Genomic DNA, 24,880 nt, shown 5'->3' on the forward strand with positions numbered 1-24,880 from the left:
ACTAGATGATCGGCGCCTCCGGCTTGGTGGTGTCGGCGAGGGTGTTGTCGTCCAGGTTTTCGAGTTCGTCGACCTGGATGCGGGTGGTCCAGCGCTGGTCGGGGTCGGGCGACGGGATCGAGTCGAGCAGGAGCTTCGTGTACGGGTGGGTCGGCTCGTGCATGACGGTGGCCACCGGGCCCCGCTCGACGATCTGGCCCTTGGTGATGACCATCACCTCGCCGCCCAGGTAGTAGACGGTCGACAGGTCGTGGGTGATGAACAGCGTGGTCATGCCGTGTTCGCGCTGGAAGTCGAGCAGGATGTCCAGGAAGTGCCTGCGGACCTGGGCATCCAGCATCGACACCGGCTCGTCGGCGATGATGAACGACGGCCGGAGCATGTGCACCCGGGCCAGCATGATCCGCTGCCGCTGCCCGCCGGACAGCTGGTGGGGGTACCGTCCGAGCACGTTCTCCGGCTCCAGCCGGACCGCCTGCAGGGACTCCTCGATCAGCTTCAGACCTGCCTCGCGGGTCGAGGCCAGCTTGAACTTCTTCACCGCCTTCCAGAGCACGCGATCCACCCGGTAGAACGGGTTGAAGATCGCGTACGGGTCCTGGAAGACCGGCTGCACGTCGCGCCGGTAGGCGTCGTACTCGGCCCGGGTCAGCTTGAAGATGTCCTTGCCGCCGTACAGCACCTGGCCGTCGGTCGGCTTCTGCAGGCCGAGCACGTTGCGGGCGATCGTGCTCTTGCCGCTCCCGCTCTGGCCAACCAGGCTGACGATCTGCGGCGGCGACGCGGCCAGCTTGAAGCTCACGTCGTCCACCGCCGTCAGGTATCCGCCGGCCACGTCCCGGGCATGGAAGCGTTGCTGTACTCCGACCAGCTCCAGCTCCGACTTCATGAGGCCCTCCTTCCGACTTTGGGGATCGACTCGATCAGCTGGCGGGTGTACGGATCCCGCGGATCCTTGAACACCTGGCGTACGCCGCCGACCTCGACCAGCCTGCCCTCGTACATCACCGCGACCCGGTCGGCCAGTTGCGCGTGCACACCCATGTCGTGCGAGATCACCATCAGCGTCACGCCGAAGTCCGTGCGCAGATCCGCGAGCGACTGCAGGATCACCCGCTGGATCGTCACGTCGAGCGCGGTGGTCGGCTCGTCCGCGATCACCAGGTCGGGCTCGAGCGCGACCGCGATCGCCATCAGCACCCGCTGCTTCATCCCGCCGGACAGCTCGTGCGGGTACATCCGGCCGACCCGCGGCTCGAGACCGACCTGCCCGAGCAGCCGCGGAATCAGCTCGCCCAGCGAGTCCTTCCGCGCCGGTGCGTGTTCCAGGATCACGTCCTTGAACTGATCCTCGACCCGCATCACCGGGTTGAGCGAACTCATCGAGCCCTGCGGGAGATACGAGAGCGCACTCCAGCGCAGTACCCGCAGCTCTTCGCCCTGCACCTTGAGCAGGTCCACCGGCGAGCGGCCGGCGGGGTGGAACATCACCGAGCCGCCGGTCACCTTGCCCGGCGCCTTCAAGAGTCGCAGCAAAGCGACCGCGAGCGTGCTCTTGCCGCTGCCCGACTCCCCCGCGATCCCGAGGATCTCACCGCGGTGTACGTCGAGGTCGATCCCGCGGACCGCCTTCACGTCACCGCGGTTGGTGGAGTAGGCAACTTCGAGGCCCTTGACCTCCAGCACATTCTTCGGGACGTCACTCACCGGCCACTCCCCTCAGTCGCGGGTTGTAGACCTCTTCGAGGCCGATGTTCACCATGTTCAGCGCCGCGAACAGCAGCGTCAGCAGGCCGATCGGTACGACGAACATCGGCCACGCGCCGAGCGTCAGCGCGCCGGTGCCGATCGCGTTGAAGATGATCTGGCCGAGGTCGATCACGCCGCCCGGCCCGAGGCCGATGATCTCCAGGCCGACCAGGCCGAAGATCGCACCCAGCGCCGACGACGCGAACCCGACGCCGATGAACGGCAACAGGTTCGGCAGCAGCTCGGTGACGATGATCTCGATGTCGCGGGCCTTGCTCACCCGGGCGAGATCGACGTACGGCCGGGTTCTCAGCGAGAGCACCTGCGAGCGGATCGTCTTCGCCGCGAACGGCCAGGAGAAGATCGAGATCATCACGCCGACCTGGAACAGGCTGACGTTCTTCGCGTACGCCGACAACGCGATCAGCAGCGGGAACGTCGGGATGACCAGCAGGATGCCGGTGAACGTCGAGAGCACGTTGTCGATCCAGCCGCCCTTGTACCCGGCGACGAACGCGACGATCACACCGGCCACCGTCGAGATCACACCGGCGATCGCGCCGATCTGCAGCGAGACCGAGAGCGCCTTCACCACCATCGCGAACACGTCCCGGCCGAACTGGTCGGTGCCGAGCAGATGCTGCGGGCTGGGCACCTGCCACTTGTCGTACGCCGCCAGCTCGATCGGGTCCTGGCCATGGCCGATCGCCTTCACGATCAGCGGACTCAGCAGCGCGAGCAGGACCAGCAGCCCGAGGATGATCAGGCCGGTCGCCAGCCGCCGGCTGTTGCGGATCGTCCGCAGTACCGCAGTCAGAAGTCTCATCGTCATCACTTCCAGTACTTGACCCGCGGGTCAAGCAGCGGGAGCAGGAGGTCGAGGAGCAGGACGGCGGTCAGCACCGAGAAGATCGCGATATCGGTGACACCGAGGATCGTGTTGAAGTCGAGCTGCTGGATCGCCGTGACCAGCGTCGTGCCGAGCCCCGGATAGTTGAACAGCTGCTCCACCAGGACGTTGCCGTTGAAGATGAAGCCCAGCGAGATCCCGAACGCGGTGATCTGCGGCAGGTAGCAGTTCCGCAGCGCGTACCGGGTCAGGATCCGCGAGCCCTTCAGCCCCTTGGCCTCGGCGTACACCAGGTAGTCCTCGCCGAGAATAGGGATCATCAGCATCCGGGTCGACAGGATCCAGCTGAACGTCCCGATGATCACGATCGACAGACCGGGCAGCAACCCGTATTTCAGCACGCTGCCGATGAAGGCCAGGCTGATCCCGGGATTGATGTTGGAGTCGTACGCCGATCTCGCAGGCAACAGTCCCATCGAGTACGCGAACACGTATACCAGGATCAGCGCGACGAAGAAGTACGGCACGTGCGAGAGCGCGATCGACAGGTTGGTGGCGATCGCGGAGCCGAGCTTGCCGCGCCGCCAGCCGGCGATCGCGCCGATGATGACACCGAGGATCCAGGCCATCACGGCAGAGATCCCGAGCAGACCGATTGTCCAGGGCAACGACCTCAGGATCACCGTCTGGGCCGGCGTCGGATAGTTGATCAGGCTCGGCCCGAGATCGCCGTGCAGGATCAGCTTCTGCATGTACACCAGGTACTGCGTCAGCAGGTTCCCGTCCAGGCCGAACTCGTGCCTGTAGCGGGCAATGAGCTCCGTGCTCGCCTGTGCGTTGTAGACGTAGTTCTGCTGCAGAGTCTGGATCAAGGTCTGGACCGGATCGCCGGGCATCAGCCGGAAGAAGAAGAACGCGATCGTCAGCGCTCCCCACAGTTCCACCAGGTAGAGACCGAACCTACGGATGGCATACGCCGCCAGCGGATGCCGGGACAGCCAGGCCCGCACCCCCGTCCGGGGTGCGGAGTCCTGGCTCTTGTCAACGGCTACCGCGGGCGGGGCTTCCGCCGTCACGCCGGTCCCTTCTGCCCGGTGGCGCTGATCTTGGCGAGCACGAAGATGAAGTGCGGCCACCAGTTCAGCGGCACCTCGTACACGTTGTCGTCCGTCGGCCAGTCCTTCCAGAAGGCCGTGTTGAAGTACGACGGGTAACCGGTCTGGATCGAGGCGAGCAACGGCAGCTGCTGGAAGTAGATCTCCAGCGCCTTGTCGAGCAGCGGCTTGGCCTCCGGCGAATCCGGGTTGAGCTGGCCCAGCTGATCGACGATCTTGTCGAAGTCGGGATTGCGGAACCGCATCTTGTTCTTACCGGCCGAGTTCTTGCCGATCGGCTGGTACTTGTCGCTGGTCCAGTCTGTGTAGAGCTGGACCGGGTCGATCGCGAAGCCGGCCCAGTTGGAGTCGATGTCGTACTGGCCGCGCTGGAACTTGTCGTCGTGGACGCTTCCGGCCAGGCTGCGCAGCGTGGAGGGGACGCCGACCTTGGCGAGCGCGGTCTTCAGCACGTTGGCGATCGCGTACTCGCCGCCGTCGACCGGCGAGACCGTGATGATCTCGAGGTTGATCTCCTTGCCCTTGTACGTCCGCTTGCCGGAGGCGTTCTTCGGCGCGATCTCGTCCAGCAGCTGACTCGCCTTGTCAGTGTTGAACTCGAACTTGTACTTGTTCGCGAGGTCGTCGTTCTTCCACTTGTCGTTGGTCGGGTAGTCCGCCCACGGGTACTGGGCAGGCGGCACCTTGACCGGCCAGATCGAGTTGCCGATCTTCTCCCGGTCGATGCAGTAGTTGATCGCCCAGCGCATCTTCGGCTCCGACATCACGCCCCGCGCCGGGTCGCAGTTCAGCCAGAAGACCCGTGGGTTCGGGTCGTGGAACTGCGTCGTCACGAGGTTCGGGTAGCCGGTGTTCCGCAGCTGCTTGGCGTGCGGCTCGTCGACGGAGCCGACGTCGAACTCGGCGCGCTCGAAGGCCAGGGACGCCTGGTCGAGCTGCTTCGACGTGCTCTGGTACACCGCGTACTGCGGCTTCACGTCGAGCTTGTCCTTGTTCCAGTAGTTCGGGTCCTTCTCCCAAACGAACATCTTCTGGTTCCGGATCGCGGTCTTCAGCTTGTACGGGCCGCTGCCGACCGGTGGGTTGTTCTTGTACTTCGTCGGGTCCTGCGACTTCCAGATGTGCTCCGGCATGATGTTGTTCGGGGCACCGGCGATCGCGGCGATGAAGTTGTAGTGGAAGCGTGGCGCCGGCTTCAGGAAGGTCACCACCGCGGTGTGCGGGTCGGGAACGTCGACGGTCTTGACGAACTCCTTCAGGTCACCGCCACCGCCGAAGAGGTCCGGACGGTCCTTCAGCAGCATCACGGTGAACTTGAAGTCGTTCGCACCCAGCGGCTGACCGTCGTTCCAATGGGCCTTCGGGTCGAACTTCAGAGTCAGCTCGGTGAAGGCGTCGTTGTACTTGTACTCGGTCGCCAGCCACGGCGTGAGCTTGCCGGTCGCGAAGCTGAGGAAGAACAACGGCTCGGTGCTCAGCTCCACGCCGGCGCCCGAGGGCGAGCCGTTCGGGATCATGCCGTTGAAGCTGTCGAAGACGGTGTACTCGACCTGACCGACGATCACGGCCTGGTCCCGCGGGACCGGGATGTTGGCCTTGCCGATCTGGATCGACTTGGTCGCGACCGGCTTGTTGTTGTTGGCGGGCTTGTCGGAGTACGACCCGCCGCCGGAGCAGGCCGCGAGGAAGGCGGTCATCGCCGCCGCGGCACCTCCGCCGAGCATGCTTCGCCGACTCAGCTGATAGCGGACGACATCTTGGACATCTTCGAACTGTGGGCGCGGTGCTTCGTTCATGACGAAAGTCACCTCCGTTTCCGTTGCGCGGACGAGCTGTTCACCGACCGAGAGGTGCCACGGACTATAAGTAGCGTTGACAACGTTGGCAAGAGTTCGTTGCCACGTTGGAAAAATGAAGTCATATCCGCAGATCAGTCGATATACCAACCTTTGACAACGTTGGCTCGCTCTGAGTGACGCCCGGAGGCGGAAACGCTTCCAACGACGGTCACAGGGCGTGCAAATCAGGCCCTGCGGCCGGATCCGGTCAGTCGTAGACGGCGTCGACCAGAAGTTCGGTGCTGCGGTCCGGTTCGTTGAGAACCGCGCGGATCACATGCCGCCGGTCCCACCGGCCGGCGGACCACGCCAGGGCCTTCGCGAGGCCGTCGAACGTCGCCGCGTGCGCGCCGCCCTCGGCGTCCACCCACCACGAGACCTCGACGCCGTCGACCGTGAGCTCCTCATGCTCCCACCACGTCGCCGGCACCTCGGGGACGAGCTCGCGGACGATCGGCGGTACGTCGGCCGCCGTCGCCTCGCCGTCGATCTTGCCCTCGGCAATCTCCTGCGCCATCGGTACGTCGAGGAGGTCGCTCAGACCGTCGGCGGCGGCGCCGGAGCCGATCACGAACCCGCCGAGGTCCTCCCGCTGCACCCACATCGGCCCGTCGACGACGACGGCCTGGTCCGCGTCGATCACTCGCGTCACGCCGTCCGCATCGAGAACGCGGACCTGCTCGGGCGCGTCGCCGGGGAACAGCTTCAGCGTGCCGAGCCGGGTCCACAACCGGAGGATCGAGGCCGCGTCGACCTCGCGTTCGGGGTCGACCAGTCGGTCCAGCACCAGGCTGATGCCGTCGGCGTCGAGGTCGCCGACGTCGCGGACCAGGCCGACCGCCGTACGGACCTCCGGATCGAGGGCGGCGGTCCACACCGGCGCCGGGTCAAGGAAGGTCGCGAGCACCGGCTCGGCGTCGGGATCGGCCCGTCCGGCGAGTGGTTCGCCGTCGTCGAGGAGGACGTGTTCGCGGATCCACCAGGCCGCGTACGACGGTACGCCGAGCGGTCGATCGTCCGGGCCGACGACCCGGACCTGGGTGACGAGCGCGCGGCGGAGATCGGGCTCAGAACCCATGATCTGCAGGGCTTTCGGCCAGTTGCCGTCGGTGATCCAGTCGAGGTCGCGGACCGCTTCGAGTTCACCGACGGTGGCGCCGTACCGGGAGCCTTCGGGCGCGACGTCGTACGCCCAGTCCTCGATCGCGTCGAGGTCCTGGACGGCTTCGGGGAGTTGGTCGAGCGCGACGTCGGAGGCGGCGACCATGCCTAGGGTCGCGAGCACACCGACGGCTTCGAGAGCGGGCAGGCCGTAGCGGTCGAGGACGTCGCCGGCGATGGGGGCGACCTCGTCGGGGTCGAGGATGGCTTGTGCGTCGGAACCCTCGACAACCAAGGCGTTTGCGGGCACGAGCTCGCCGTCCGCGTCGCGGAGTACCAGGTCGTTCAGCCACCAGAGACCTTCGGCCTGCGCGGGGTCGGCGGCGACCAGACTGAGTACGGCGTGGACGATGGCGTCGGGGTCGTCGGCGTCTGCCGAGTGCTCGACCGCGGTGCGGACGGCGCTGTCTTCGAGGAGCGATCGCGGGGTGGCGGGGATCGCGCCGAGTCGTTCCAGCGCGGGGTCTACGGCCTCAGGGTGGACGACGCGTACGCCGTACTCGCCGAAGGCGGCGAGGATGTCGACCGGGATCTCGGGGCCGGGCAGCAGCAGACCGCGGGCACCGCGGACCAGCCGACCGTCGGCGAGCGGGACCGGGAGGGTGCCGAGGGATTCGCGGATCAGGGCGTCGGTGACCATCGTGCTGAGCGACGCGTAGAGCTCGCGCCACCAGCCGGGTGACTCCTCTCCCCCGAGCTGATCCACTACCTCGGCCAGCTCCAAACGCCTTACCTGCAAGGTATCCAGCGCCAGCCGATCCTCGCGTCGCGCCCTGATCAGACCCGGCACGATCGGCGCCAGCTTCTCGTTGAATGCGTCGTCCGCACCTTCCACCACGACCGCGTCCCGCGGCGGCAGCAGCGTGCCGTCCTCGACCGATCTCACCATCGGCGTTGCGGGCAGACGGCTCAGGATCTCCTCCCGCAGCATCCGGTCCAGCGTCCCAGCCGCAAGCCCGGTCGGCACCAACCGCAGTACGTCGTCGCCGGCGTCGGCTCGCTCGCCCACAAGCTCGGCGAACGCGGCGGCCGCCTCCCGAACCAGGCGATCGGTCAAGGGGCCCTTGGCAACATGCCGCCGGGTGGAGTCCAACGGAAAGGTTGCCAACAGCAACGCCCCGAGCGCCACCGGCTCATCCGTAGGCGTAGGCGCATACGCAACTGCCGGCACCACCGCTGCTGCTGAGCGGGGTAGCGCCCAGGTGACCGACCAGTTCGGGCGGGAGCGTTCCTCGGTTGGGCGGTCGGCGAGGAGCTGCTCGCGTTCGGTGGTGTTGAAGGTGCCGGTGGTCCGGTGGACGTACCAGCGGGACTCGGCGTTCTGGAGGACTCGATGGGCCTCGTCGGTCTCGATCTCGATGCGGTGGAGACCGGGGAGGGCGAGCAGTAGGGCGTCGTCAGCCTCGGCCAGCAGACGCCGGACGAGCCCGGCGGCCGCCTCGTCGCGCAGGGGCAGGATGACGGCTGTGTCGTAGTCCGCAGGCGGCTCGCCGTCCGCCTCGAAGGGAAGGCGAAGAACAGGCACTTGCCCGTCACGCCGCCGTACCTCGGTGTCGAGGTCGGCTGCGAGTCCGGCGATCGCAGCCGCCGTGTCGGCCTTCGAGAAGCGCACCCCGCCGGTGCGCGACAGCACCACCGGTTCGTCGGTCACTGCAAGCACAGCAGAGAATCCGACCCCGAACCGCCCGACCGACCCGGCACCGCCGCCCTCGCCGCTCTCATCGGCCGCCGACGGCGGCAGCTTGTCGCGCTTCGCTGATGCTCTGAGGGTTGCGAGCGACTCGACGCCTTCCGCATCCAGTGGCGCGCCGGTGTTGGCGACGACCAGGGTGTTGTTCCTGAATTCGAACAGCACGCGCCCCGGCACGCCCGCACGAGCAGCGGCGTCGGCGGCGTTCTGGGCCAGCTCGATCACCAGGCGATCGACGTACCCGCCGAGGGCCAGTTCCTCCTCGGCGTTCGCGTCCTCGCGGAATCGAACGGGTGCGGCCGTCCATCCGGCCAGCACCCGTTCGCGGATCCTCGTCGTACCGAACACGTCATCAGTCACCGGGGAAGTATGACGTTTACTGGAACGAACAGCCCGGGTTGGGTGCGTCCTCGGACAGCGGCTTGCCGTGCGGCAGGACGTACAGCACCTCGAGCACGATCGGCTTGCTGCCGAGGTTCCGTCCGACGTGCACATGGTCGGCGCCGCTCGGCTCGGTGAACGCGGCGCCGGCGCGGTACACGCCGTCGGTCTTGCAGTCGTGATCGGAGTGCGTGAGCGTGCCCGCCTTCACGAACGCGTACAGCGTGCCGTCGTGGAAGTGCCATCCCGTCGTACCGCCCGGCTGGATGGTGATCTCGCGCAGCACGTAGTCGGTGCGCCCGATCGTGGACTGCGACAGGATCGTGCCGGTGACGCCCGACCCCGGCGTGGCGTCCGCCGCGGACGGGAGCAGACCGATCGCCAGCCCGCCGGCGGCGACGGCGGTGAGGGCTCCCCGAGTGATTCGGTGCATGAGAACTACCTTTCTGAAGCGGCTGGTCGGTTGATCGTGGCAGGTCAACTATCGTGGTCCGGTGATCGCATCCGGCAGCCGGTACGTCGCCATGGGTAGCTCGTTCGCGGCCGGACCGGGGATCAGCCCGATCGTGCACCCGCCCGCGGGCCGTTCGGGCAACAACTACGCACACCTCGTCGCCGCCGAGCTCGGCCTCGACCTCACCGATGTCTCGTACTCCGGCGCCACCACCGCGCATCTGCTCGACACCCCGCAGGACGACGCGCCGCCGCAACTCGAGGCGCTCACCCCGGACACCGCGCTCGTCACGATCACCGTCGGCGGCAACGATCTCGAGTACGTCGGCACATTCCTGCGCGGCAGCTTCCTGAACACGATCGCCAAACCCGCCACGATCCTCGGCCGCCGGGTCGCGAACCGGATCCGGGCCCGGGTCAGCTACCTTAAGGACGAGGCGTCGTACCAGGCCGTCGCGGACTCGCTGACGACGGTCGTCGAGCAGGCGCAGGAGCGTTCGCCGGACGCGCGCATCCTGCTCGTCGACTACCTCAGCCTGGTCGGACCGGGCACCCGCCCACGGCTCGACGTACCGCTGAACGAGGAGCAGCTGCCGAGCGTCGCGATGATGGCCGACGGTCTGGCCACCGCGTTCGCGAAGGCCGCGGCGGCAACGGGCGCCGACCTGATCGCAGCGTCCGCGGCGAGTCGCGATCACGCCATCGGTTCGGCCGAGCCGTGGACGACCGGGTTCACGATGCTGCCGCCCAACCTCGGCGGCTTCGTTCCGTACCACCCGAACGCGGCCGGCATGCGCGGCGTCGCCGATCTCATCCTCGAGGTGCTCAGATCGTGAAGGTACGCGAGGCAACCGAAGCGGACGTCGACGCGGCGGTCGGCACGCTCACCCGCGCGTTGTTCGACTATCCGATGTCCCGGGCCTGCCTCGACCCGGACGGATACGCCGAGCGGCTCACGCAGTACCACCGGTTGTTCGTCGAAGGTGTCGGGCTGCCGCACGGGCGGATCTGGGTGACCGACGACGTGAGTGCGGTCGCGCTCTGGTTCCCGCCGGACATGCCGGCCGACGCATTCGCGCCACATGCCGCCGCGTTCCAGGAGCTCACCGGCGCCCGCGCGGCGCTCAATGCGGAGTACGGTCAGGCGATCGGGGTCTTCCACCCGCGCGAGCCGGTCTGGCTGCTGGCGCTTGCCGGGGTCGATCCCGCCCGCCAGCGCCAAGGCCTGGGTCACGCGGTCATCGAGCCTGGTCTCGCGGCAGCCGATGCCGCCCACTCCCCCGCGTTCGTCGAGACCCAGGACCCTTCGAACGTAGGGTTCTACGAGTCCTTCGGCTTCACGACGACCGCCGAACTAGAACTCCCGCACCACGGACCGATCCACTACTCCATGTACCGCGCCGCCCGCTGACGCCATGAACAGCCCCGCGACGCATTCCTCGACCGAAGCTCACGCCGGCGGGATGTTGGAAACCGGCGACGACAACCGCATCTACTGGGAGGAGCGCGGCAATCCGGACGGCAAGCCCGCGCTGATCGTGCACGGTGGTCCGGGCGGTGGGAGCCCGTCCGGTACGCCGAAGTTGTTCGACCCGGAGCGTTATCGGATCATCCTGTTCGATCAGCGCGGCTGTGGGCGGAGTACGCCGCACGCGAGTGAGCTCTCGACGGACATGTCGCTCAACACGAGCGAGCATCTGTTGCGTGACATCGAGCAACTGCGTTCGCAGCTCGGGGTGGAGCGATGGCTGCTCTTCGGCGGCTCATGGGGATCGGCGCTCTCGGTCGCATACGCCGAGCGGCATCCGGAGCGGGTGTCGGAGATGGTGCTGCCCGCGTTCTGGTTGATGGGCCGTGCGGAGGTCGACTGGCTGTACCGCGGTGGAGTCGCGCGGTTGTTCCCCGAAGAATGGGAGCGGTTCAGGATCGGTACTGATGACCCGGTCGCTGCCTACGTGGCGCAGTTGGCCGATCCCGATGCGGAGGTACGAGCCAGGGCCGCGCTCGCCTGGTCGGCCTGGGAGGACGCAGTCCTGTCGCTCGAGCCCCACGGCCGATCGGCCCCGTTCAGTGATCGCGTCTCAGCGGACTTGCTGGCCTTCGCGCGGATCTGTGCCCACTACGCCGCGAACAACGGCTGGTTTGCCGACGGAGCGCTCCTTCGCGATGCGCACCGCCTGGCCGGGATCCCCGGCGTGATCATGCACGGGCGTCTCGATCTGAGCTGCCCGTTCGACGCCGCCTGGACCTTCGCTCAGGCCTGGCCAGGTGCCGAACTGGTTGCCTTCGACGACGCAGGCCACAAGGGCAGCCCCGCGATGCACGACCACGTCCGCGCTACGGTGGCCCGGTTCGCCGGCACCTGAACGGGTTTCCATGCGGTCACGAGGCAGCTCGGGCACGGATCGCCCACCAGGCGCGTCGACGGCTCGGGAGCGGGGGCTTCTCGACGGGCTTGCGCCGGCCGGCGGGCTGGCTCAGGCCGTGCTTGTTGTCGCGGTTGTCGTTGGCGAAGTGGCTCAGCGAGACCATCAGGTTCAGCGGTTCCATCGGTCGGTCCTCCAGGTTTCGGCGCTTATACCTGGACGTCGAAGCAGACCGGCCGCATTTGACATCCCGCGGCTAGGAATCTTTCTCGGTGACGAGAACCAGCTGCCGCAGCAGGTCGTTGAGCCGGCCGCGGTCCGCGGCCGGTAGCTGGTGGATCAGCTCCTCCTCGAGCCGGCTGATGTCGCCGATGGCACGCTCCCAGAGGTCGCTCCCGGTCCGGGTCAGGGTCGCGACGACCTTGCGCCGGTCGTCGCGGTCGTGCGCCCTGTCGATGAACCCACGCCGCTCCAGCGCATCCAGCCGATTGGTCAGCGCCGCCGCGGACATCCCGAGCTGTTTGGCCAGCCCGCCCGGCGTCTCGCGGTACGGCGTACCGCCGCGTCGCAGCATGTGCAGCGTCTTGAACTCCCAGAGCTGCAGCCCGTACTCCGCGAGCACGGCCTCCCGGCGGCGCTCGAGGTACCGCGTCAGGACCTGCATGCGAACCGTGATCCCTTCGACCTCGGGATCCAGCCCGGACAGCTGACCGGCCCAGAGATCGACATGAGCATCCACGAAGTCCTTCACCCGACTAACCTTTCAGCCACTGAAGGTTAGTTGTCAAATATTTCGACGTCGAAATACTCTCGCAGCATGAGCCACCTTGCAGCCGCGGACGTCGTCACCGCCGCCACCCACCTGATGCGCGCCGGTCAGTGGGCCGCCGCCACCACCCTCCTGAACGCAGCCCGGGCCGATGATCCGGACGAGGAGCTGGCCCTCGCGCTGGGCCGGGCCGAGGTCGCAACAGACCAGGACTTCGCCCAGCAGACGGACGAGGCCCCGACCGCGATCGCGGCGGCGCTCGCCGCGCTCTCCGCGCTCGCCGGCGCGGCCCGGCAGGCCGGTGGCTCCGAGACGGCCGGGGCCTGTCGCGAGCAGGCCTGGGATCTCGCCATGCTGAGACTTCGCAAGGACTATTCGACAGCCCTGTTCGGCTCGCACACCGACGACGGGCAGCTCGGGGAACGCGCTCGGCGGTTGGCCGCGGACGCCCCTGACGAGGCCCGCCGGGGAGCCGTGATCTTCTACGCCGGTGTCATGGCCGACAACCTCTACGACCGGTCGGACGAGGCGTTCGCGCACTACACAACGGCGTACCGGCTCGGCGAGAAGGCAGGCGACGAGCTGCTGATGTCGCTCGCGCTCAGGCATCTCGGCGATCACGCCCACACAGCGGGCGACCTCGTGCTGGCGAGACAACACTGGGAGCGATCGACCGAGTTGCGACAGAAGGTCGGGCATCTACTCGGTGCGCTGGCGCAGCAGACGCTGCTCGCCGTACTGCTTCGCGACGAGGGTGACACCGCCGGCTCGCACGCACTGGCGACCGAGGTGAACCGCTGGGCGACCCAGGTAGACCTGAAGTTCATCGTCCGGGAGACGGCCGCCCTGATGGCAGACCGAACGCAGCAGGCACCCCAGCGCTGAACGCGACATGATCCGGCGGCCGACCCGGTGGCACCAGACCGACGGACTTCAGCAAGGCGTCAGCATCGAGCGAAGTAAGCGTCGCGGAGTGCAGGATCCACGGGGGATGCTCGTTGGGGAGGTACCAGGTGCGGCCGGCGCGCTCGATGTGCAGGCCCCAGCGCGCGGTGAGGAAGTCTTCCAGCGGCCCGAGCGGCAGGCGCTCCCCCAGTGAGACGCCGACAACTGACTCGATCCCACGCAGTCTCGACGTGTAGGTGTGGTGGTTGCCGTCGCGCACGTGGCTCATGCGAGCCCACCGATACGGCAGCCCGAAGACGGTCCGCGCCGCCGCGACGACCGCCAGCCGGTTCGCGTCGAGACTGAGGAACACGACACCGCGTCGACCGGTCTCGTCGATCGAGTAGAGCCGGATGTTCGTCTCGAGGAACGAGCCGAAGTAGGGCACACCCGGACCGTGCGGCAGCCCGGTGTCGCCCATGCGGAACGGCACGAGACCGACGTACGTGCGTCCCTCGAACGTGTCCGGACGCGTGCCCGGCGGGAAGAAGTGTGCGACCTCGGCCGGCTCGACGGCCCAGTGCAGGAACGTCAGATCGAGCCACCGCTGCCGCAGGATCCGCGGCCGCCGCAGCGCCGGCGCCGCCGGCCAGACCATCTGGCCGGCGTTACCCGGCCGTCGGACGGACCTCGCAGGTCGGCCGCCCGTCGTTCAGCTCACACACGATGTACGCCGTACTCCCGGCCGCGGCCGGCTTCCACGGCATCACCGCGTCGCCGGCGAGCAGCGCGCCCAGCGTCTGCAGCTCGGGATCGCGCTGCTCGGCGTGGTGGTGGTACCCCGCCGCGCCGAGCGCCAACGCGATCGACATCCCGAGCAGATTCACCTCGTTCGGCCCGTCCGGGACGGTCGTCCCCTCCACCGGCTCCAGCTTGATGCCGTGGTCCGGGACCTCCACGATCTGCGCGGTGTACTTTCCAGCACTCATAGGGCGAGCGTAACCGCTGGAGGTCCCGGACCTGGGGCAACTAGGACGAGAACGCCGCGTCGAAGGATGCGGTCGGTGCGTCGAAGGCGAGTGAGCGGACGAACTGGACCGCTTCGGCGGCGCCGACCAGGCGGTCCATGCCGGCGTCCTCCCACTCGACCGAGATCGGGCCGTCGTACCCGATCGTGTTGAGCATCCGGAAGCACGCCTCCCACGGCACGTCCCCGTGACCGGTCGAGACGAAGTCCCAACCGCGCCGCGGGTCACCCCAGGCGAGGTGCGAACCCATCCGCCCGTTGCGGCCGTTACCGACCTGACGCTTCGCGTCCTTGCAGTCGACGTGGTAGATCCGGTCCTTGAAGTCCCACAGGAACCCGACCGGGTCGAGGTCCTGCCAGACGAAGTGCGACGGATCCCAGTTCAGCCCGAACGCCGGCCGGTGCCCGATCGCCTCGAGCGTCCTGGTCGTCGACCAGTAGTCGTAGGCAATCTCCGACGGGTGCACCTCGTGCGCGAACTTCACGCCCACCTCGTCGAACACGTCGAGGATCGGGTTCCACCGGTCCGCGAAGTCCTGGTAACCGGCCTCGAGCATCGCCGGCGGCACCGGCGGGAACATCGCGACCGTCTTCCAGATCGACGACCCGGTGAACCCGACGACGACGTCGACGCCGAGCGCCCGCGCGGCCCGGGCGGTGGTCTTCATCTCCTCGGCCGCCCGCTGCCGGACGCCTTCCGGGTCGCCGTCGCCCCAGATGTGCGCCGGCAGGATCGCCTGGTGCCGCTGGTCGATCGGGTCGTCGCAGACCGCCTGCCCGAGCAGGTGGTTGGAGATCGTCCACACCTTCAGGTTGTGCTTGTCCAGGATGTCCATCCGGTCCTGGACGTACGCCGGGTCCTCAGCGGCCCGTCGTACGTCGAGATGGTCGCCCCAGCAGGCGATCTCGAGGCCTTCGTAGCCCCACGAGGCCGCCAGCCGGGCCACCTCTTCGAACGGCAGGTCGGCCCACTGCCCGGTGAACAACGTGATCGGTCGCGCCATGTCGTCTGCTCCTTACCTGACGCCGAGGAGGTGTTCCATCGCCAACTGGTCCAGGCGCTCGAACCCGAGACCGCGGTTACCGAGGGCATCCGGGTCGTACGACGCGCCGCGGAGGTCGGCCAGCGACTCGCCCTCGGCCAGCGTCGACTCGTGCAGCTCCGCGACCCGCGCGACCTCGAGCGCCTCGGCGACCTCCGGGTCGGCCCGGAACGCGTTCACCTTCTCGCGCAGGATCAGGTAGTTCCGCATACAACCGCGCGCGGTCTCCCACACGCCGTCCTCGTCCTCGGTCCGCGGCGGCTTGTAGTCGAAGTGGATGTGGCCGTCGTAGGCCGGGTAGCGTCCCTGCCCCTGCAGTACGTCGACCGTCCAGAACGCCTCACGCAGGTTGCCGGCGCCGAACCGCAGGTCCTGGTCGAACCGCGGACCGTGCTGCCCGTTGAGGTCGATGTGGTACAGCTTCCCGTGCCACAGCGCCTGCGCGATGCCGTGTGCGTAGTTCAGCGACGCCATCTGCTCGTGGCCGACCTCGGGGTTGATACCGACCAGCTCGGGGTCGGCGAGATCGTTGATGAAGGCAATCGCATGGCCGATCGACGGCAACAGGATGTCACCGCGCGGCTCGTTCGGCTTCGGCTCGATCGCGAACCGGATGTTGTAGCCCTGCTCGCGGACGTACGCGCAGAGCAGGTCCATCGACTCCTTGTATCGATCAAGCGCGGCCCGCACGTCCTTCGAACCGCCGGACTCGGCCCCTTCACGACCGCCCCACAGCACGTACGTCGTCGCGCCCAGCTCGGCGGCGAGGTCGACGTTGCGCAGTACCTTCGCCAGCGCGTACCGGCGGACCTGGCGGTCGTTGGCGGTCAGGCCGCCGTCCTTGAAGACCGGGTGGGCGAACAGGTTGGTCGTCATCATCTCGACGGCCATCCCGGTGTCGGCCAGCGCCTTCTGGAAGCGCTCGAGCACCTGCCCGCGGGTGCTGTCGTCGGGGACGACGTCGTCGTCGTGGAACGTGACGGCCGCGGCGCCCAGTTCGGCGAGCTTCTCGACGGCGTGGACCGGGTCCATCGCCGGGCGGACCGCCGTACCGAAGACGTCGACGCCCTGCCAACCGACGGTCCACAAGCCGAAGGAGAACTTGTCGTCCTTGGTCGGGGTAAAGCTGTTCATGCTGGAATCTCCTGCCATTGACGGGATGTAGAGCTGGTCTCGACCGCGGCCAGCACGCGCTGGACCTGTAGACCGTTGGCGAACGACGGCGCCGGATCGACTCCTTCGGCGATCGCGGTGACGAGGTCGACGACCTGGTGGGTGAACCCGTGCTCGTAGCCGAGCAGGTGGCCCGGCGGCCACCACGCACCGACATACGGGTGGTCGGGTTCGGTGGCGAGGATGCGGCGGAAGCCCGCTGTCCTCGAGTCTTCTCCTGCGTCGTAGTAGTGGAGGAGGTTCATGTCCTCGAAGTCGAACGCCAGGCTGCCGAGGCTGCCGTTGATCTCGATCCGGATCGCGTTCTTGCGGCCGGTCGCGAAGCGGGTGGCCTCGAAGACGCCGAGCGCGCCGGAGCGGAACGTGGCCAGGAACACGGCCGCGTCGTCGACGGTGACCGGACCGCGCTCGGTGCCCGCCGTACCGGCCAGGCCCGAGTGCTCGGCCGCGACCGGACGCTCCTTGACGAACGTCTCCAGCCGCGCGCTGACCTCGCCGATGGTGTCACCGGTGATGAACTGCGTCATGTCGATGATGTGCGCGCCGATGTCGCCGAGCGCACCCGACCCGGCCTTCGACTTGTCCAGCCGCCACGACAGCGGCGCCTCCGGGTCGGAGATCCAGTCCTGCAGGTACTGCGCACGCACGTGCCGGATCGTCCCGAGCTTGCCCTCGGCAACGAGCTGCCGGGCCAGCGCGATCGCCGGCACCCGGCGGTAGGTGAACCCGACCATCGACCTGATCCCCTTGGCCGCGGCCGCCTCGGCCGCCGCGGTCATCGCCTCGGCCTCCTCGACGGTGTTGGCCAGCGGCTTCTCGCACAGGACGTGCTTACCGGCCTCCAGGGCGGCGATCGCGATCTCGGCGTGGCTGTCGCCCGGCGTACACACGTCGACCAGCTGGACGTCGTCGCGGCCGAGCAGCTTGCGCCAGTCGGTCTCGGTCTCCTTCCAGCCGAGCTTCGTCGCGGCGGCCTGCACGGCCTCCGCGTTGCGGCCGCAGAGCACGTTCATGGCCGGGTCCAGCGGCAGGTCGAAGAAGCGCGGCGCGCTCCGCCAGGCCTGCGAATGGGCCGCGCCCATGAACGCGTAGCCGATCAGGCCGATGCCCAGGTTCGTCATTGCTCTCCTCTTAGCTCTCGCTGTGTTTGATCAGCTTTCGAAGGCGGTGGGAAGGTACTGGTCCACGTTCTCCTTGGTGACCACCGGCGCGTACAGCTGGACGGTGCGCGGCACCTCGACCTCCACCAGGTCGCCGAGGGCCTTCTCCTGCACCAGCAGGCGGGCCAGCCGGATGCCGTCGGCACCCTGCGTGGACGGGTAGATGACGGTGGCCTTCAGCAACGAGTTGCCGGACTTGATGTCCCGCATCACGTTCGCCGAGCCGGCCCCGCCGACGACGAAGAACTCCTTGCGGCCGGAGTTCTTGATCGCGGCCATGACGCCGACGCCCTGGTCGTCGTCGTGGTTCCAGATCGCGTCGATCTTCGGCGCCGCCTGCAGCAGGTTGGCGGCGGCCTTCTCGCCGGACTCGACGGTGAACTCCGCGGCCACCCGGTTGCTCACCTTCAGGCCGCAGTCGGCGAGCGCTTCCTTGAATCCCCGGCTGCGGTCCTGAGTCAACGGCAGCGAGTCGATGCCGGCGATCTCGGCGACCACCGCGTCCTTCTTCCCCTTCAGCTGGTCGCAGATGTACGTGCCCGCGGACACGCCCATCCCGTGGTTGTCGCCGAGCACCGTCGTCCGGGCCGCGAACGGGCTGTCGAACTCGCGGTCGACGTTGATGACCGTGATACCGGCCTCCATCGCCTTGGTCGCGACCGGGGTCAGCGCGGCGCCGTCGAACGGCAGCAGGACGATCGCGTCGACCTTCTGGTTGATGAACGTCTCGACCTGGCTGATCTGCAGGTTCACGTCGTTCGTACCCTCGGCGACGACCAGGTCGACGTCGGAGTACTTCTTCGCCTCGGCCTGGGTCGCCTTGGTGATGGCGCCCATCCAGCCGTGGTCGGCGGCCGGCGCGGAGAAGCCGATCTTGACCTTCTTGCCGGGCTCGTCGTTCTTGACCGCGGCCTGGTTGGCCGGCGCCTTGTCGGCGTTGTCCTCGGCCTTCGGGGTGTTGCTGGTGCAGGCGGTCAGAGCGACCGCGGCCATGCCTGCGACCACCAGACTTCGGGCGGAACGTTTGGACATCGTTGTCCTCCTATGAACTCGTCGTGCGGGCGGCCAGACGTTGCTGCAGCAGGACGGCGATCACGATGATCGCCCCCTTGGCCACAGACTGGGCGGAGATGCTCAGGTTGTTGAGCGTGAAGACGTTGTTCAACGTCGTGAATATCAGTACGCCGATGACCGTGCCGACGATCGTGCCGCGGCCGCCGGACAGCAGCGTGCCGCCGATCACCACCGCCGCGATCGCGTCCAGCTCGTACAGCTGACCGTGGGTGGAGCTCCCCGTCGTCGTCCGCGCCATCAGCATCACCGCGGCGATCCCGCAGCACAGCCCGGCCACAACGTACAGCGCGACGGTGTGCCGCTGGACCTTGATGCCCGCCAGCCGGGCGGCCTCGGCGTTGCCGCCGACGGCGAAGGTACGGCGGCCGAACGTGGTCCGGTTCAGCACCACCCAGCCGGCCGCGGCGACCAGCAGGAAGATCCAGACCAGCACCGGAACGCCGATCAGCGAGCCGCCGAAGAAGTCGACGAACGAGTTGACCGTGATGATCTGGGTCTTGCGGTCGGAGATGATCTCGGCCAGGCCGCGCGCCGCCGCGAGCATCGCCAGTGTCGCGATGAACGGCACGATCTTGCCGTAGGCAACCAACAGGCCGTTGACCAGGCCGCAGGCGGCGCCGACCGCGAGGGCCGTGGTGACCATCAGGATCCAGTGGTAGTCGGCGGCCAGCTGCTGGGTCGCCAGCGTGGTCGCCCAGACCGAGGCCAGCGCGACCATCGCGCCGACGCTCAGGTCGATCCCGCCGCCGGTGATGACGAACGTCATACCGACGCTGACGACGCCGATGACGGCGGCGAGCCGCAGGATCGTCAGCACGTTGGCGCCGGTGGCGAACGTGTCGCCGGCGGTGATCACGCCGACGATGCACAGCACGACCAGCGCGACCACCAGACCGAGGTTGCGTCCGAAGCCGGACCTGAGCAGGTCTGCCGATCGCTGCGCGGTCGGCTGAACCACGGTTGCCTGGGTCGACGCCGTCGTGTCCGGTCGAGTCTCCGCTGCTGGGTCAGATCTTGTGATGTCCTCACTCATCACACCGCACTCCCCTCCATCACCAGGTCGAGGACCTGGTGCTCGTCGATGGCTTGCGCGGGTCCCGTGTGGACGGCACGCCCCTCCCGCAGTACGACGACCCGGTCTGACAGCCCGAGCACTTCCTCGACCTCGCTGGAGACCAGCACGATCGCGACCCCGTTGGCCGCGAGTGTGCGGATCAGCGCGTAGATCTCCGAGCGGGCGCCGACGTCGACGCCACGCGTCGGCTCGTCGAGCAGCAACACCCGGCAGTCCCGCAGCAACCAGCGCGCCAGCACGACCTTCTGCTGGTTGCCCCCGGACAAGTTGCGGACCGGATGGTCCACCCCGGCCGGACGCAGGTCCAGCGACCTGGCCAGGCCGGTCGCTGCCTCCCGCTCCGCCCGGTTGTTCAGGAATCCCCCGCTGGCGAACCGCTGCAGCGTCGACACCGTGATGTTCTTGTACACGGCCTGGTCCAGCAGCAGCGCCTGGCTCTTGCGTTCCTCCGGAGCCAGACCGACGCCGGCCTTGACCGCCGCCTGCACCCGTCCCGGCCGCAGCGCGACCCCCTCGACGCGGACGGATCCGCTCGCGGCCCGTCGCGCGCCGTACACGGTCTCGAGTACTTCGGAACGTCCGGAGCCGACGAGGCCCGCCAGGCCGACGATCTCGCCGGCGCGGACCGTGAAGCTGATCCCGGCGAACTCGCCCGGCCTGGTCAGCTCGTCGACCTCGAGCACGACCGGGGCCGTGCTCGGTACCTCGTTGCGCGGCGGGAAGACGTACTCGATCGAGCGTCCGGTCATCAGCCGGATGAGTTCCTTCGTCGGGGTCTCGCGGGCGTCGAGTCCGGTGGCGACCGTCGCACCGTCCTTCAGCACGGTGACCCGGTTGCCGATCTGGCGGATCTCCTCGAGCCGGTGCGAGATGTAGACGACCGCGACGCCACGTTCGGTCAGGCCGCGGATCACCCGGAACAGGTTCGACACCTCTTCGGGATCGAGGACCGCGGACGGCTCGTCCATCACGATCAGGCGCGCGTCACGCGACAGCGCCCTGGCCATGCTCACGACCTGCTGGCCGGCGGCGGGCAGGGATCCGACTGTGCGGTGGGTGGGGATTTCGGCGTGCCCGAGACCCTGCAGGATCTCGCGTGCCCGCACGGTCGCCTCGTGCGTGCGACTGAAACCGAAGCGGGCCGGCTCGTGGCCGAGAAAGATGTTCTCGGCAACAGTCAGGTCGGGCACCAGGTCGAGTTCCTGGTAGATCGCGGCGATCCCGCGCTGGATCGCCGCGGTCGGGCTGTTCAGCTGGACCGGCTCGCCGTTCAGCTGGATCGTGCCCGCATCCGGTTGGTGTGCACCGGTCAGCACCCGGATCAACGTCGACTTGCCCGCGCCGTTCTGCCCGAGCAGGCAGTGCACCTCGCCGGCACGAACGTCGAGGTCGACCCCGTCGAGCGCCCGTACGCCGGGGAACTCCTTGACGATCCCGGTCATCGTCAGCAGATCGCTCATGGCGCGACCCCGATCCTGGTCGGTTCGACGAAGACCTGGTCGAGCGAGATCTGTGCGCCGCCGCGGACGGCCGCGGCGAAACCGAGGTCGGACCGGACCACCCGGCAACCGCCGCCGTCCGGCGCGATCACGCGGTCGCGGATCGCCTTCTCCAGTGGTTCTTTCAGCCATGGCCCGAGCACGGCGAAGTACCCACCGAGCACGAGCACGTCCGGGTTCAGGATGTTCACCAGGATCGCTCCCCCAATCCCCAGCCAGGTGCCGACGTCCTTCAACGCGGACAGCGTCCGCGCCTCCCCCGCTTCGGCCCGCCGGGTGATCCCGGCCAGCCGTTGCTCCACGTCCAGCGACGGATCCCGCACCGGGTCGTCCCTGTCCGTTGCCTTGTGCAACAGTGCGGTCAGCCCGACGACGGTCTCCCAGCAGCCGGTCCGGCCGCACCCGCAGGTCCGCCCGGGCGGGGCGACCGGCATGTGCCCGACCTCGCCGCTGTACCCGTGCCCGCCACGCAACAGCTGCCCGCCGGACACCACGCCGCCGCCGACACCTACCGCGCCGGTCAGCAGCACGAGGTCGTGCACCGGCTCGTCCTCGGTCCGGCGCAGATCGGCGTACGCCGCCAGGGCCGCCAGGTTCGCCTCGTTGTCGACGCGCAACGGGTACGTCGGCTCGCCCAGCCGCTGTCGCATCTCCTGGGCGATCGACAGCTCGCCCCAGCCCAGGTTCGGCGCGAGCTTCAACTCGCCGGTCGCGCCCTGGACCAGACCCGGCACGGCCAGCGTGACTCCGGCCAACTGCCCGCCACGAGCCTCCACGGCCGCGACAGCCTCCTGCACCAGGTCCGCGAAGCGGTCGAGCGTCGTCGCCGGATCGAGGTGTGCGACGTCGACCGGCACGCGCTTCTCGTGCACGACGTTGCCGGCCAGATCCAGGGCAGCGACAGCCAGGTAGTCGACGTTGATCTCGGCGCCCACACCGCAGACGCCTGAGCCGTCCAGTTCGACGAGCAGCCCGGGACGGCCGAGGGCGCGGGAGGAATCGGCGGAGCCTTCGCGCAGCAGGCCGCGTTCGACGAGCTCGGCGACCAGGCTGCTGACGGTCGCCTTGTTCAGGCCGGTCTCCTCGGCGATCCGGGCCCGGGACCGCGGTCCGAGGTCGCGGACGTGCCGCAGTACCACGGAGAGGTTGTTCCGCCGGAGTGAGACGTGATCGGCGGCGACACCACGCGTCGTCAACGTCATCCCGGCGACCTCCTGCGACTTTGTCTGTTGATCCAACAAACTAAGTTCAGGCTGACCGGGCGTCAAGAGTTCCGTAACCGTGAAGTTCTTGCAGGACTTTGTTCAGATTTGTACGCTCGCGGCGCACCTCCTGTCCGCCCCCACCAGGAGCACCCATGAAACTCACTCGCCGTACCCTCCTCGCCACCACCGCAGCAACTGGGGTCAGCCGCCCTCGCCGTCGAACACGGCGATCGTGAGCTGGCCGGATGTCCGCGACTTCGGCTCGACGTACCAGACGGCGTACGCGAACCTCGGCAACGGGCAGCCCGCCAAGCTGTTCTCGTCGTACGACCAGCAGACCGTGAACACGCACTTCCAGTGGATGCAGCAGAACGGCTGCGACACGGCCGCGCTGCAGCGGTTCAACCCGACTGGCGGCGAAGGCCCGACCCGCGACGCGATGGCCGCGAAGGTGCGGCAGGGGGCCGAGCAGTACGGGCGGAAGTTCTACATCATGTACGACGCGACCGGCTGGACGAACATGCAGTCGGAGATGAAGGCCGACTGGACCGCGAAGATGAGCGCGGACACGGCGTCACCGGCGTACGCGCGGCAGAACGGGAAGCCCGTGGTCTGCATCTGGGGCTTCGGGTTCGACGAGGCGAACAAGGACTTCCCGGCGTCGGTGTGCCTGGATGTCGTGAACTGGTTCAAGGGGCAGGGCTGCTACGTGATCGGCGGCGTGCCGACGCACTGGCTGCCCGGCAACGAGGACTCGCGCCCCGGGTACCTGGACGTGTACCACGCGTTCAACATGCTCTCGCCGTGGATGGTCGGCCGGATCAGCGACCTCGCCGGCGCGGATCACTACTACAACAACGTGAACCAGCAGGACCAGGCCGACTGCAACGCACACGGGATCGACTACCAGCCGTGCGTCATCCCCGGTGATCTGCAGTCCGGGCACCGGATGCACGGCGAGCTGATGTGGCGGCAGTTCTACAACCTGACGCGGGTCGGCGTCCAAGGCATGTACATCTCGATGTTCGACGAGTTCAACGAGTTCAACGAGGGCAACGAGGGCAACCAGATCGCGAAGACCGCGGAGAGCGCCGCGTGGGTCCCGGCCGGGTCCGGCATCCGCGCGCTCGACGAGGACGGTACGGCGTGCTCGGCGGACTACTACCTACGACTGACCAACGACGGCGGTCGCATGTTCAAGGGCCAGGCGCCGCTGACCTCGGTCCGACCCACACAGCCCCGAATCTAGAAGAGCTCCATGCTGTCCGCGGTCGCGGTGATGACCGGGTTGTCGAAGTACATCCGGCAGGCAATGGCGTGGCCGGAGCAGGTGAGCAGGGCCGGTCCGGCGGCGTCGACCACCTTGTAGGCGACCGGGTGCTCACAGCGCTCGACCTCGCCCTCGTTCTGCCGGCCGCAGCCGAGGACGTGGCAGGTCGCGGTGTCGCCGATGTTCATCAGCGTCAGGCCGTGCTCGGGGCAGACGCCCCAGCCGACACCGCAGACCTGGCCCTCGTTGGCGGCCAGGCGGACGAGCTTGCCGGCGGTGGCCTCGAGCTTGGTCGCCATCTCGCGGAACGTGGTGGCGGCCTGGTCGAGCTCGTGCCGGAACCGCCGCAGCTCGGTGGAATCGGGCATGCTCTGCGTCGCGGCCTGCAGGTCCTCGGCCAGCGTCATCGCGGCGACCGCGATCTCGTCGACCCGGACCGGAGTGTTGAACTGGCGCAGCGTCGTACCGTTCTGCACCCGTGGACGATCACGGACCTCGGAAAGCCACTCGGAGCGCGGCGGTTCCTCGGCGCGGATCTCGGCGACCTGCTCCCCCGGCTGCCATTTCGGCTGCTTGGGCTGCGCTTGTTCGCCGGCCGGTCCGACGGGCTGATCCGCGGCCGGTTGTTGCAGGTGTGTGGTTGATTGCGGACCGTGACCGCTGGTTCCGTTGGCCGACCCGTTCACCGGTTTCCGGCTATCTTGCGCTGTCCGCCCGTTCATACAGCCTCACTCGTCCGGTGCCTGGCACCCGCCATACGCGATGCGTCCCCTGTTGTGCCCTCGGTGGCCGATCGTGCCATGTCTCAGGTACCCACGACCAGAGCAAAAACAACGGCGTCACCCACCGCTCCGCCGCACTTGCAGACTGCAACGATCAACCCCCAGGCACGAGTAGGCTCCCCCGCGTGAAGGGCACCGAATCACACCGGACGAGTTACTCAACGTGTTTTTGACATTTCCGCACTGACCGTCGTCAAGCGGTTGCTGTCAGCTGTTCTTCGAGAAATTCGACCACCCGGCCTTCTCGAAGCAGTCGTAGGTCAGGCCACCACCGCTGAACGGCGCCCTCCGCCAGAAACCCAGATCCACTGTCAT

At 68.0% G+C, this 24,880-nt stretch carries 24 protein-coding genes; 5 read left to right on the top strand and 19 right to left on the bottom strand.

The features are described from left to right. Position 1 precedes the first annotated feature (1 nt). The 7 genes from ABT313_RS37600 to ABT313_RS37630 form a co-directional block, all read right to left on the bottom strand. Positions 2 to 889, bottom strand: coding sequence for an ABC transporter ATP-binding protein (locus ABT313_RS37600; RefSeq protein ID WP_350864131.1), 888 nt, complete (start codon positions 887 to 889; stop codon positions 2 to 4). Beyond that, positions 886 to 1,707 carry an ABC transporter ATP-binding protein gene (locus ABT313_RS37605; RefSeq protein ID WP_350864133.1) on the bottom strand — a complete coding sequence of 274 codons (822 nt, stop codon included), beginning with the start codon at positions 1,705 to 1,707 and terminating at the stop codon, positions 886 to 888. Before ABT313_RS37605 ends, ABT313_RS37600 begins: the two co-directional genes overlap by 4 nt. Then, positions 1,700 to 2,575, bottom strand: a complete 876-nt coding sequence (locus ABT313_RS37610) for an ABC transporter permease (protein WP_350864135.1) — start codon at positions 2,573 to 2,575, stop codon at positions 1,700 to 1,702. Before ABT313_RS37610 ends, ABT313_RS37605 begins: the two co-directional genes overlap by 8 nt. 5 nt (positions 2,576 to 2,580) lie before the next feature. Continuing rightward, on the bottom strand, positions 2,581 to 3,675 hold the full coding sequence (locus tag ABT313_RS37615) for an ABC transporter permease (RefSeq protein ID WP_350864137.1): 1,095 nt from the start codon (positions 3,673 to 3,675) through the stop codon (positions 2,581 to 2,583). After that, positions 3,672 to 5,510 carry an ABC transporter substrate-binding protein gene (locus tag ABT313_RS37620; protein WP_350864139.1) on the bottom strand — a complete coding sequence of 613 codons (1,839 nt, stop codon included), beginning with the start codon at positions 5,508 to 5,510 and terminating at the stop codon, positions 3,672 to 3,674. The genes ABT313_RS37615 and ABT313_RS37620 overlap by 4 nt, the downstream gene beginning before the upstream one ends. A gap of 250 nt (positions 5,511 to 5,760) precedes the next feature. Further along, positions 5,761 to 8,763 (bottom strand): sacsin N-terminal ATP-binding-like domain-containing protein, encoded by a 3,003-nt coding sequence (locus ABT313_RS37625; RefSeq protein ID WP_350864141.1) that lies wholly within the window; start codon positions 8,761 to 8,763, stop codon positions 5,761 to 5,763. Positions 8,764 to 8,779: 16 nt separating this feature from the next. Next, positions 8,780 to 9,217 (bottom strand): cupin domain-containing protein, encoded by a 438-nt coding sequence (locus tag ABT313_RS37630; RefSeq protein ID WP_350864143.1) that lies wholly within the window; start codon positions 9,215 to 9,217, stop codon positions 8,780 to 8,782. A 61-nt stretch (positions 9,218 to 9,278) separates the two neighbouring features. Here ABT313_RS37630 and ABT313_RS37635 point away from each other — a divergent pair, with 61 nt between their 5' ends. The 3 genes from ABT313_RS37635 to pip are packed head-to-tail and all read left to right on the top strand — an operon-like array spanning position 9,279 to position 11,603. Next, positions 9,279 to 10,073: an SGNH/GDSL hydrolase family protein gene (locus tag ABT313_RS37635; protein WP_350864145.1), complete on the top strand. Its 795-nt coding sequence runs from the start codon at positions 9,279 to 9,281 to the stop codon at positions 10,071 to 10,073. Beyond that, the gene (locus tag ABT313_RS37640) at positions 10,070 to 10,648 is read left to right on the top strand and encodes a GNAT family N-acetyltransferase (RefSeq protein ID WP_350864147.1); all 579 of its coding nucleotides are present in this window, start codon (positions 10,070 to 10,072) and stop codon (positions 10,646 to 10,648) included. The genes ABT313_RS37635 and ABT313_RS37640 overlap by 4 nt, the downstream gene beginning before the upstream one ends. A gap of 4 nt (positions 10,649 to 10,652) precedes the next feature. Beyond that, the gene (gene pip / locus ABT313_RS37645) at positions 10,653 to 11,603 is read left to right on the top strand and encodes a prolyl aminopeptidase (RefSeq protein WP_350864149.1); all 951 of its coding nucleotides are present in this window, start codon (positions 10,653 to 10,655) and stop codon (positions 11,601 to 11,603) included. Positions 11,604 to 11,619: 16 nt separating this feature from the next. Here the strand turns inward: pip and ABT313_RS37650 are convergent, their stop codons facing one another. Together ABT313_RS37650 and ABT313_RS37655 are read right to left on the bottom strand one after the other, a co-directional pair. Next, on the bottom strand, positions 11,620 to 11,787 hold the full coding sequence (locus ABT313_RS37650) for a hypothetical protein (protein WP_350864151.1): 168 nt from the start codon (positions 11,785 to 11,787) through the stop codon (positions 11,620 to 11,622). Between the two features lie 72 nt (positions 11,788 to 11,859). Beyond that, on the bottom strand, positions 11,860 to 12,354 hold the full coding sequence (locus tag ABT313_RS37655) for a MarR family winged helix-turn-helix transcriptional regulator (protein ID WP_350864153.1): 495 nt from the start codon (positions 12,352 to 12,354) through the stop codon (positions 11,860 to 11,862). Between the two features lie 66 nt (positions 12,355 to 12,420). Here ABT313_RS37655 and ABT313_RS37660 point away from each other — a divergent pair, with 66 nt between their 5' ends. After that, positions 12,421 to 13,257: a hypothetical protein gene (locus tag ABT313_RS37660; RefSeq protein ID WP_350864155.1), complete on the top strand. Its 837-nt coding sequence runs from the start codon at positions 12,421 to 12,423 to the stop codon at positions 13,255 to 13,257. On the opposite strand, the gene ABT313_RS37665 is transcribed toward ABT313_RS37660, so the two are convergent. Genes ABT313_RS37665 through ABT313_RS37705 form a run of 9 tightly spaced genes read right to left on the bottom strand, consistent with a single transcriptional unit; the run spans position 13,196 to position 22,510 of the window. Next, positions 13,196 to 13,915, bottom strand: coding sequence for a YqjF family protein (locus tag ABT313_RS37665; protein WP_350864157.1), 720 nt, complete (start codon positions 13,913 to 13,915; stop codon positions 13,196 to 13,198). The two genes, ABT313_RS37660 and ABT313_RS37665, sit on opposite strands and share 62 nt — an antisense overlap. A gap of 10 nt (positions 13,916 to 13,925) precedes the next feature. Beyond that, positions 13,926 to 14,246: a hypothetical protein gene (locus ABT313_RS37670; protein WP_350864159.1), complete on the bottom strand. Its 321-nt coding sequence runs from the start codon at positions 14,244 to 14,246 to the stop codon at positions 13,926 to 13,928. A gap of 40 nt (positions 14,247 to 14,286) precedes the next feature. Further along, positions 14,287 to 15,288 (bottom strand): sugar phosphate isomerase/epimerase family protein, encoded by a 1,002-nt coding sequence (locus ABT313_RS37675; RefSeq protein ID WP_350864161.1) that lies wholly within the window; start codon positions 15,286 to 15,288, stop codon positions 14,287 to 14,289. A gap of 12 nt (positions 15,289 to 15,300) precedes the next feature. Next, positions 15,301 to 16,461, bottom strand: coding sequence for a xylose isomerase (xylA, locus tag ABT313_RS37680; RefSeq protein ID WP_350864164.1), 1,161 nt, complete (start codon positions 16,459 to 16,461; stop codon positions 15,301 to 15,303). Continuing rightward, positions 16,458 to 17,621: a Gfo/Idh/MocA family protein gene (locus tag ABT313_RS37685; RefSeq protein WP_350864168.1), complete on the bottom strand. Its 1,164-nt coding sequence runs from the start codon at positions 17,619 to 17,621 to the stop codon at positions 16,458 to 16,460. The genes xylA and ABT313_RS37685 overlap by 4 nt, the downstream gene beginning before the upstream one ends. A 30-nt stretch (positions 17,622 to 17,651) precedes the next feature. Continuing rightward, the gene (locus ABT313_RS37690) at positions 17,652 to 18,692 is read right to left on the bottom strand and encodes a substrate-binding domain-containing protein (RefSeq protein WP_350864170.1); all 1,041 of its coding nucleotides are present in this window, start codon (positions 18,690 to 18,692) and stop codon (positions 17,652 to 17,654) included. 10 nt (positions 18,693 to 18,702) lie between these two features. Beyond that, positions 18,703 to 19,767 (bottom strand): ABC transporter permease, encoded by a 1,065-nt coding sequence (locus tag ABT313_RS37695; RefSeq protein WP_350864173.1) that lies wholly within the window; start codon positions 19,765 to 19,767, stop codon positions 18,703 to 18,705. Then, positions 19,767 to 21,269, bottom strand: coding sequence for a sugar ABC transporter ATP-binding protein (locus ABT313_RS37700; RefSeq protein WP_350864176.1), 1,503 nt, complete (start codon positions 21,267 to 21,269; stop codon positions 19,767 to 19,769). Before ABT313_RS37700 ends, ABT313_RS37695 begins: the two co-directional genes overlap by 1 nt. Continuing rightward, entirely contained in the window at positions 21,266 to 22,510 is a 1,245-nt protein-coding gene (locus ABT313_RS37705) for an ROK family transcriptional regulator (RefSeq protein ID WP_350864179.1), read from the bottom strand. The genes ABT313_RS37700 and ABT313_RS37705 overlap by 4 nt, the downstream gene beginning before the upstream one ends. Before the next feature lie 235 nt (positions 22,511 to 22,745). On the opposite strand from ABT313_RS37705, the gene ABT313_RS37710 reads away from it, so the two are divergent. Beyond that, positions 22,746 to 23,762, top strand: coding sequence for a glycoside hydrolase family 99 protein (locus ABT313_RS37710; protein WP_350864182.1), 1,017 nt, complete (start codon positions 22,746 to 22,748; stop codon positions 23,760 to 23,762). Here the strand turns inward: ABT313_RS37710 and ABT313_RS37715 are convergent. Further along, positions 23,759 to 24,469, bottom strand: coding sequence for a hypothetical protein (locus tag ABT313_RS37715; protein WP_350864184.1), 711 nt, complete (start codon positions 24,467 to 24,469; stop codon positions 23,759 to 23,761). The two genes, ABT313_RS37710 and ABT313_RS37715, sit on opposite strands and share 4 nt — an antisense overlap. Positions 24,470 to 24,880 lie beyond the last annotated feature (411 nt).

The sequence above is a fragment of the Kribbella sp. NPDC000426 genome (assembly GCF_040300265.1).
GTDB lineage: Bacteria > Actinomycetota > Actinomycetes > Propionibacteriales > Kribbellaceae > Kribbella.

Excerpts from the sequence above, each read along its gene's own strand:
- ABT313_RS37600 (WP_350864131.1), bottom strand. The coding sequence starts at position 889 with ATGAAGTCGGAGCTGGAGCTGGTCGGAGTACAGCAACGCTTCCATGCC.
- ABT313_RS37610 (WP_350864135.1), bottom strand. The coding sequence starts at position 2,575 with ATGAGACTTCTGACTGCGGTACTGCGGACGATCCGCAACAGCCGGCGG.
- ABT313_RS37620 (WP_350864139.1), bottom strand. The coding sequence starts at position 5,510 with ATGAACGAAGCACCGCGCCCACAGTTCGAAGATGTCCAAGATGTCGTC.
- ABT313_RS37630 (WP_350864143.1), bottom strand. The coding sequence starts at position 9,217 with ATGCACCGAATCACTCGGGGAGCCCTCACCGCCGTCGCCGCCGGCGGG.
- pip (WP_350864149.1), top strand. The coding sequence starts at position 10,653 with ATGAACAGCCCCGCGACGCATTCCTCGACCGAAGCTCACGCCGGCGGG.
- ABT313_RS37650 (WP_350864151.1), bottom strand. The coding sequence starts at position 11,787 with ATGGAACCGCTGAACCTGATGGTCTCGCTGAGCCACTTCGCCAACGAC.
- ABT313_RS37660 (WP_350864155.1), top strand. The coding sequence starts at position 12,421 with ATGAGCCACCTTGCAGCCGCGGACGTCGTCACCGCCGCCACCCACCTG.
- ABT313_RS37665 (WP_350864157.1), bottom strand. The coding sequence starts at position 13,915 with ATGGTCTGGCCGGCGGCGCCGGCGCTGCGGCGGCCGCGGATCCTGCGG.
- ABT313_RS37670 (WP_350864159.1), bottom strand. The coding sequence starts at position 14,246 with ATGAGTGCTGGAAAGTACACCGCGCAGATCGTGGAGGTCCCGGACCAC.
- ABT313_RS37675 (WP_350864161.1), bottom strand. The coding sequence starts at position 15,288 with ATGGCGCGACCGATCACGTTGTTCACCGGGCAGTGGGCCGACCTGCCG.
- xylA (WP_350864164.1), bottom strand. The coding sequence starts at position 16,461 with ATGAACAGCTTTACCCCGACCAAGGACGACAAGTTCTCCTTCGGCTTG.
- ABT313_RS37685 (WP_350864168.1), bottom strand. The coding sequence starts at position 17,621 with ATGACGAACCTGGGCATCGGCCTGATCGGCTACGCGTTCATGGGCGCG.
- ABT313_RS37690 (WP_350864170.1), bottom strand. The coding sequence starts at position 18,692 with ATGTCCAAACGTTCCGCCCGAAGTCTGGTGGTCGCAGGCATGGCCGCG.
- ABT313_RS37695 (WP_350864173.1), bottom strand. The coding sequence starts at position 19,767 with ATGAGTGAGGACATCACAAGATCTGACCCAGCAGCGGAGACTCGACCG.
- ABT313_RS37700 (WP_350864176.1), bottom strand. The coding sequence starts at position 21,269 with ATGAGCGATCTGCTGACGATGACCGGGATCGTCAAGGAGTTCCCCGGC.
- ABT313_RS37705 (WP_350864179.1), bottom strand. The coding sequence starts at position 22,510 with ATGACGTTGACGACGCGTGGTGTCGCCGCCGATCACGTCTCACTCCGG.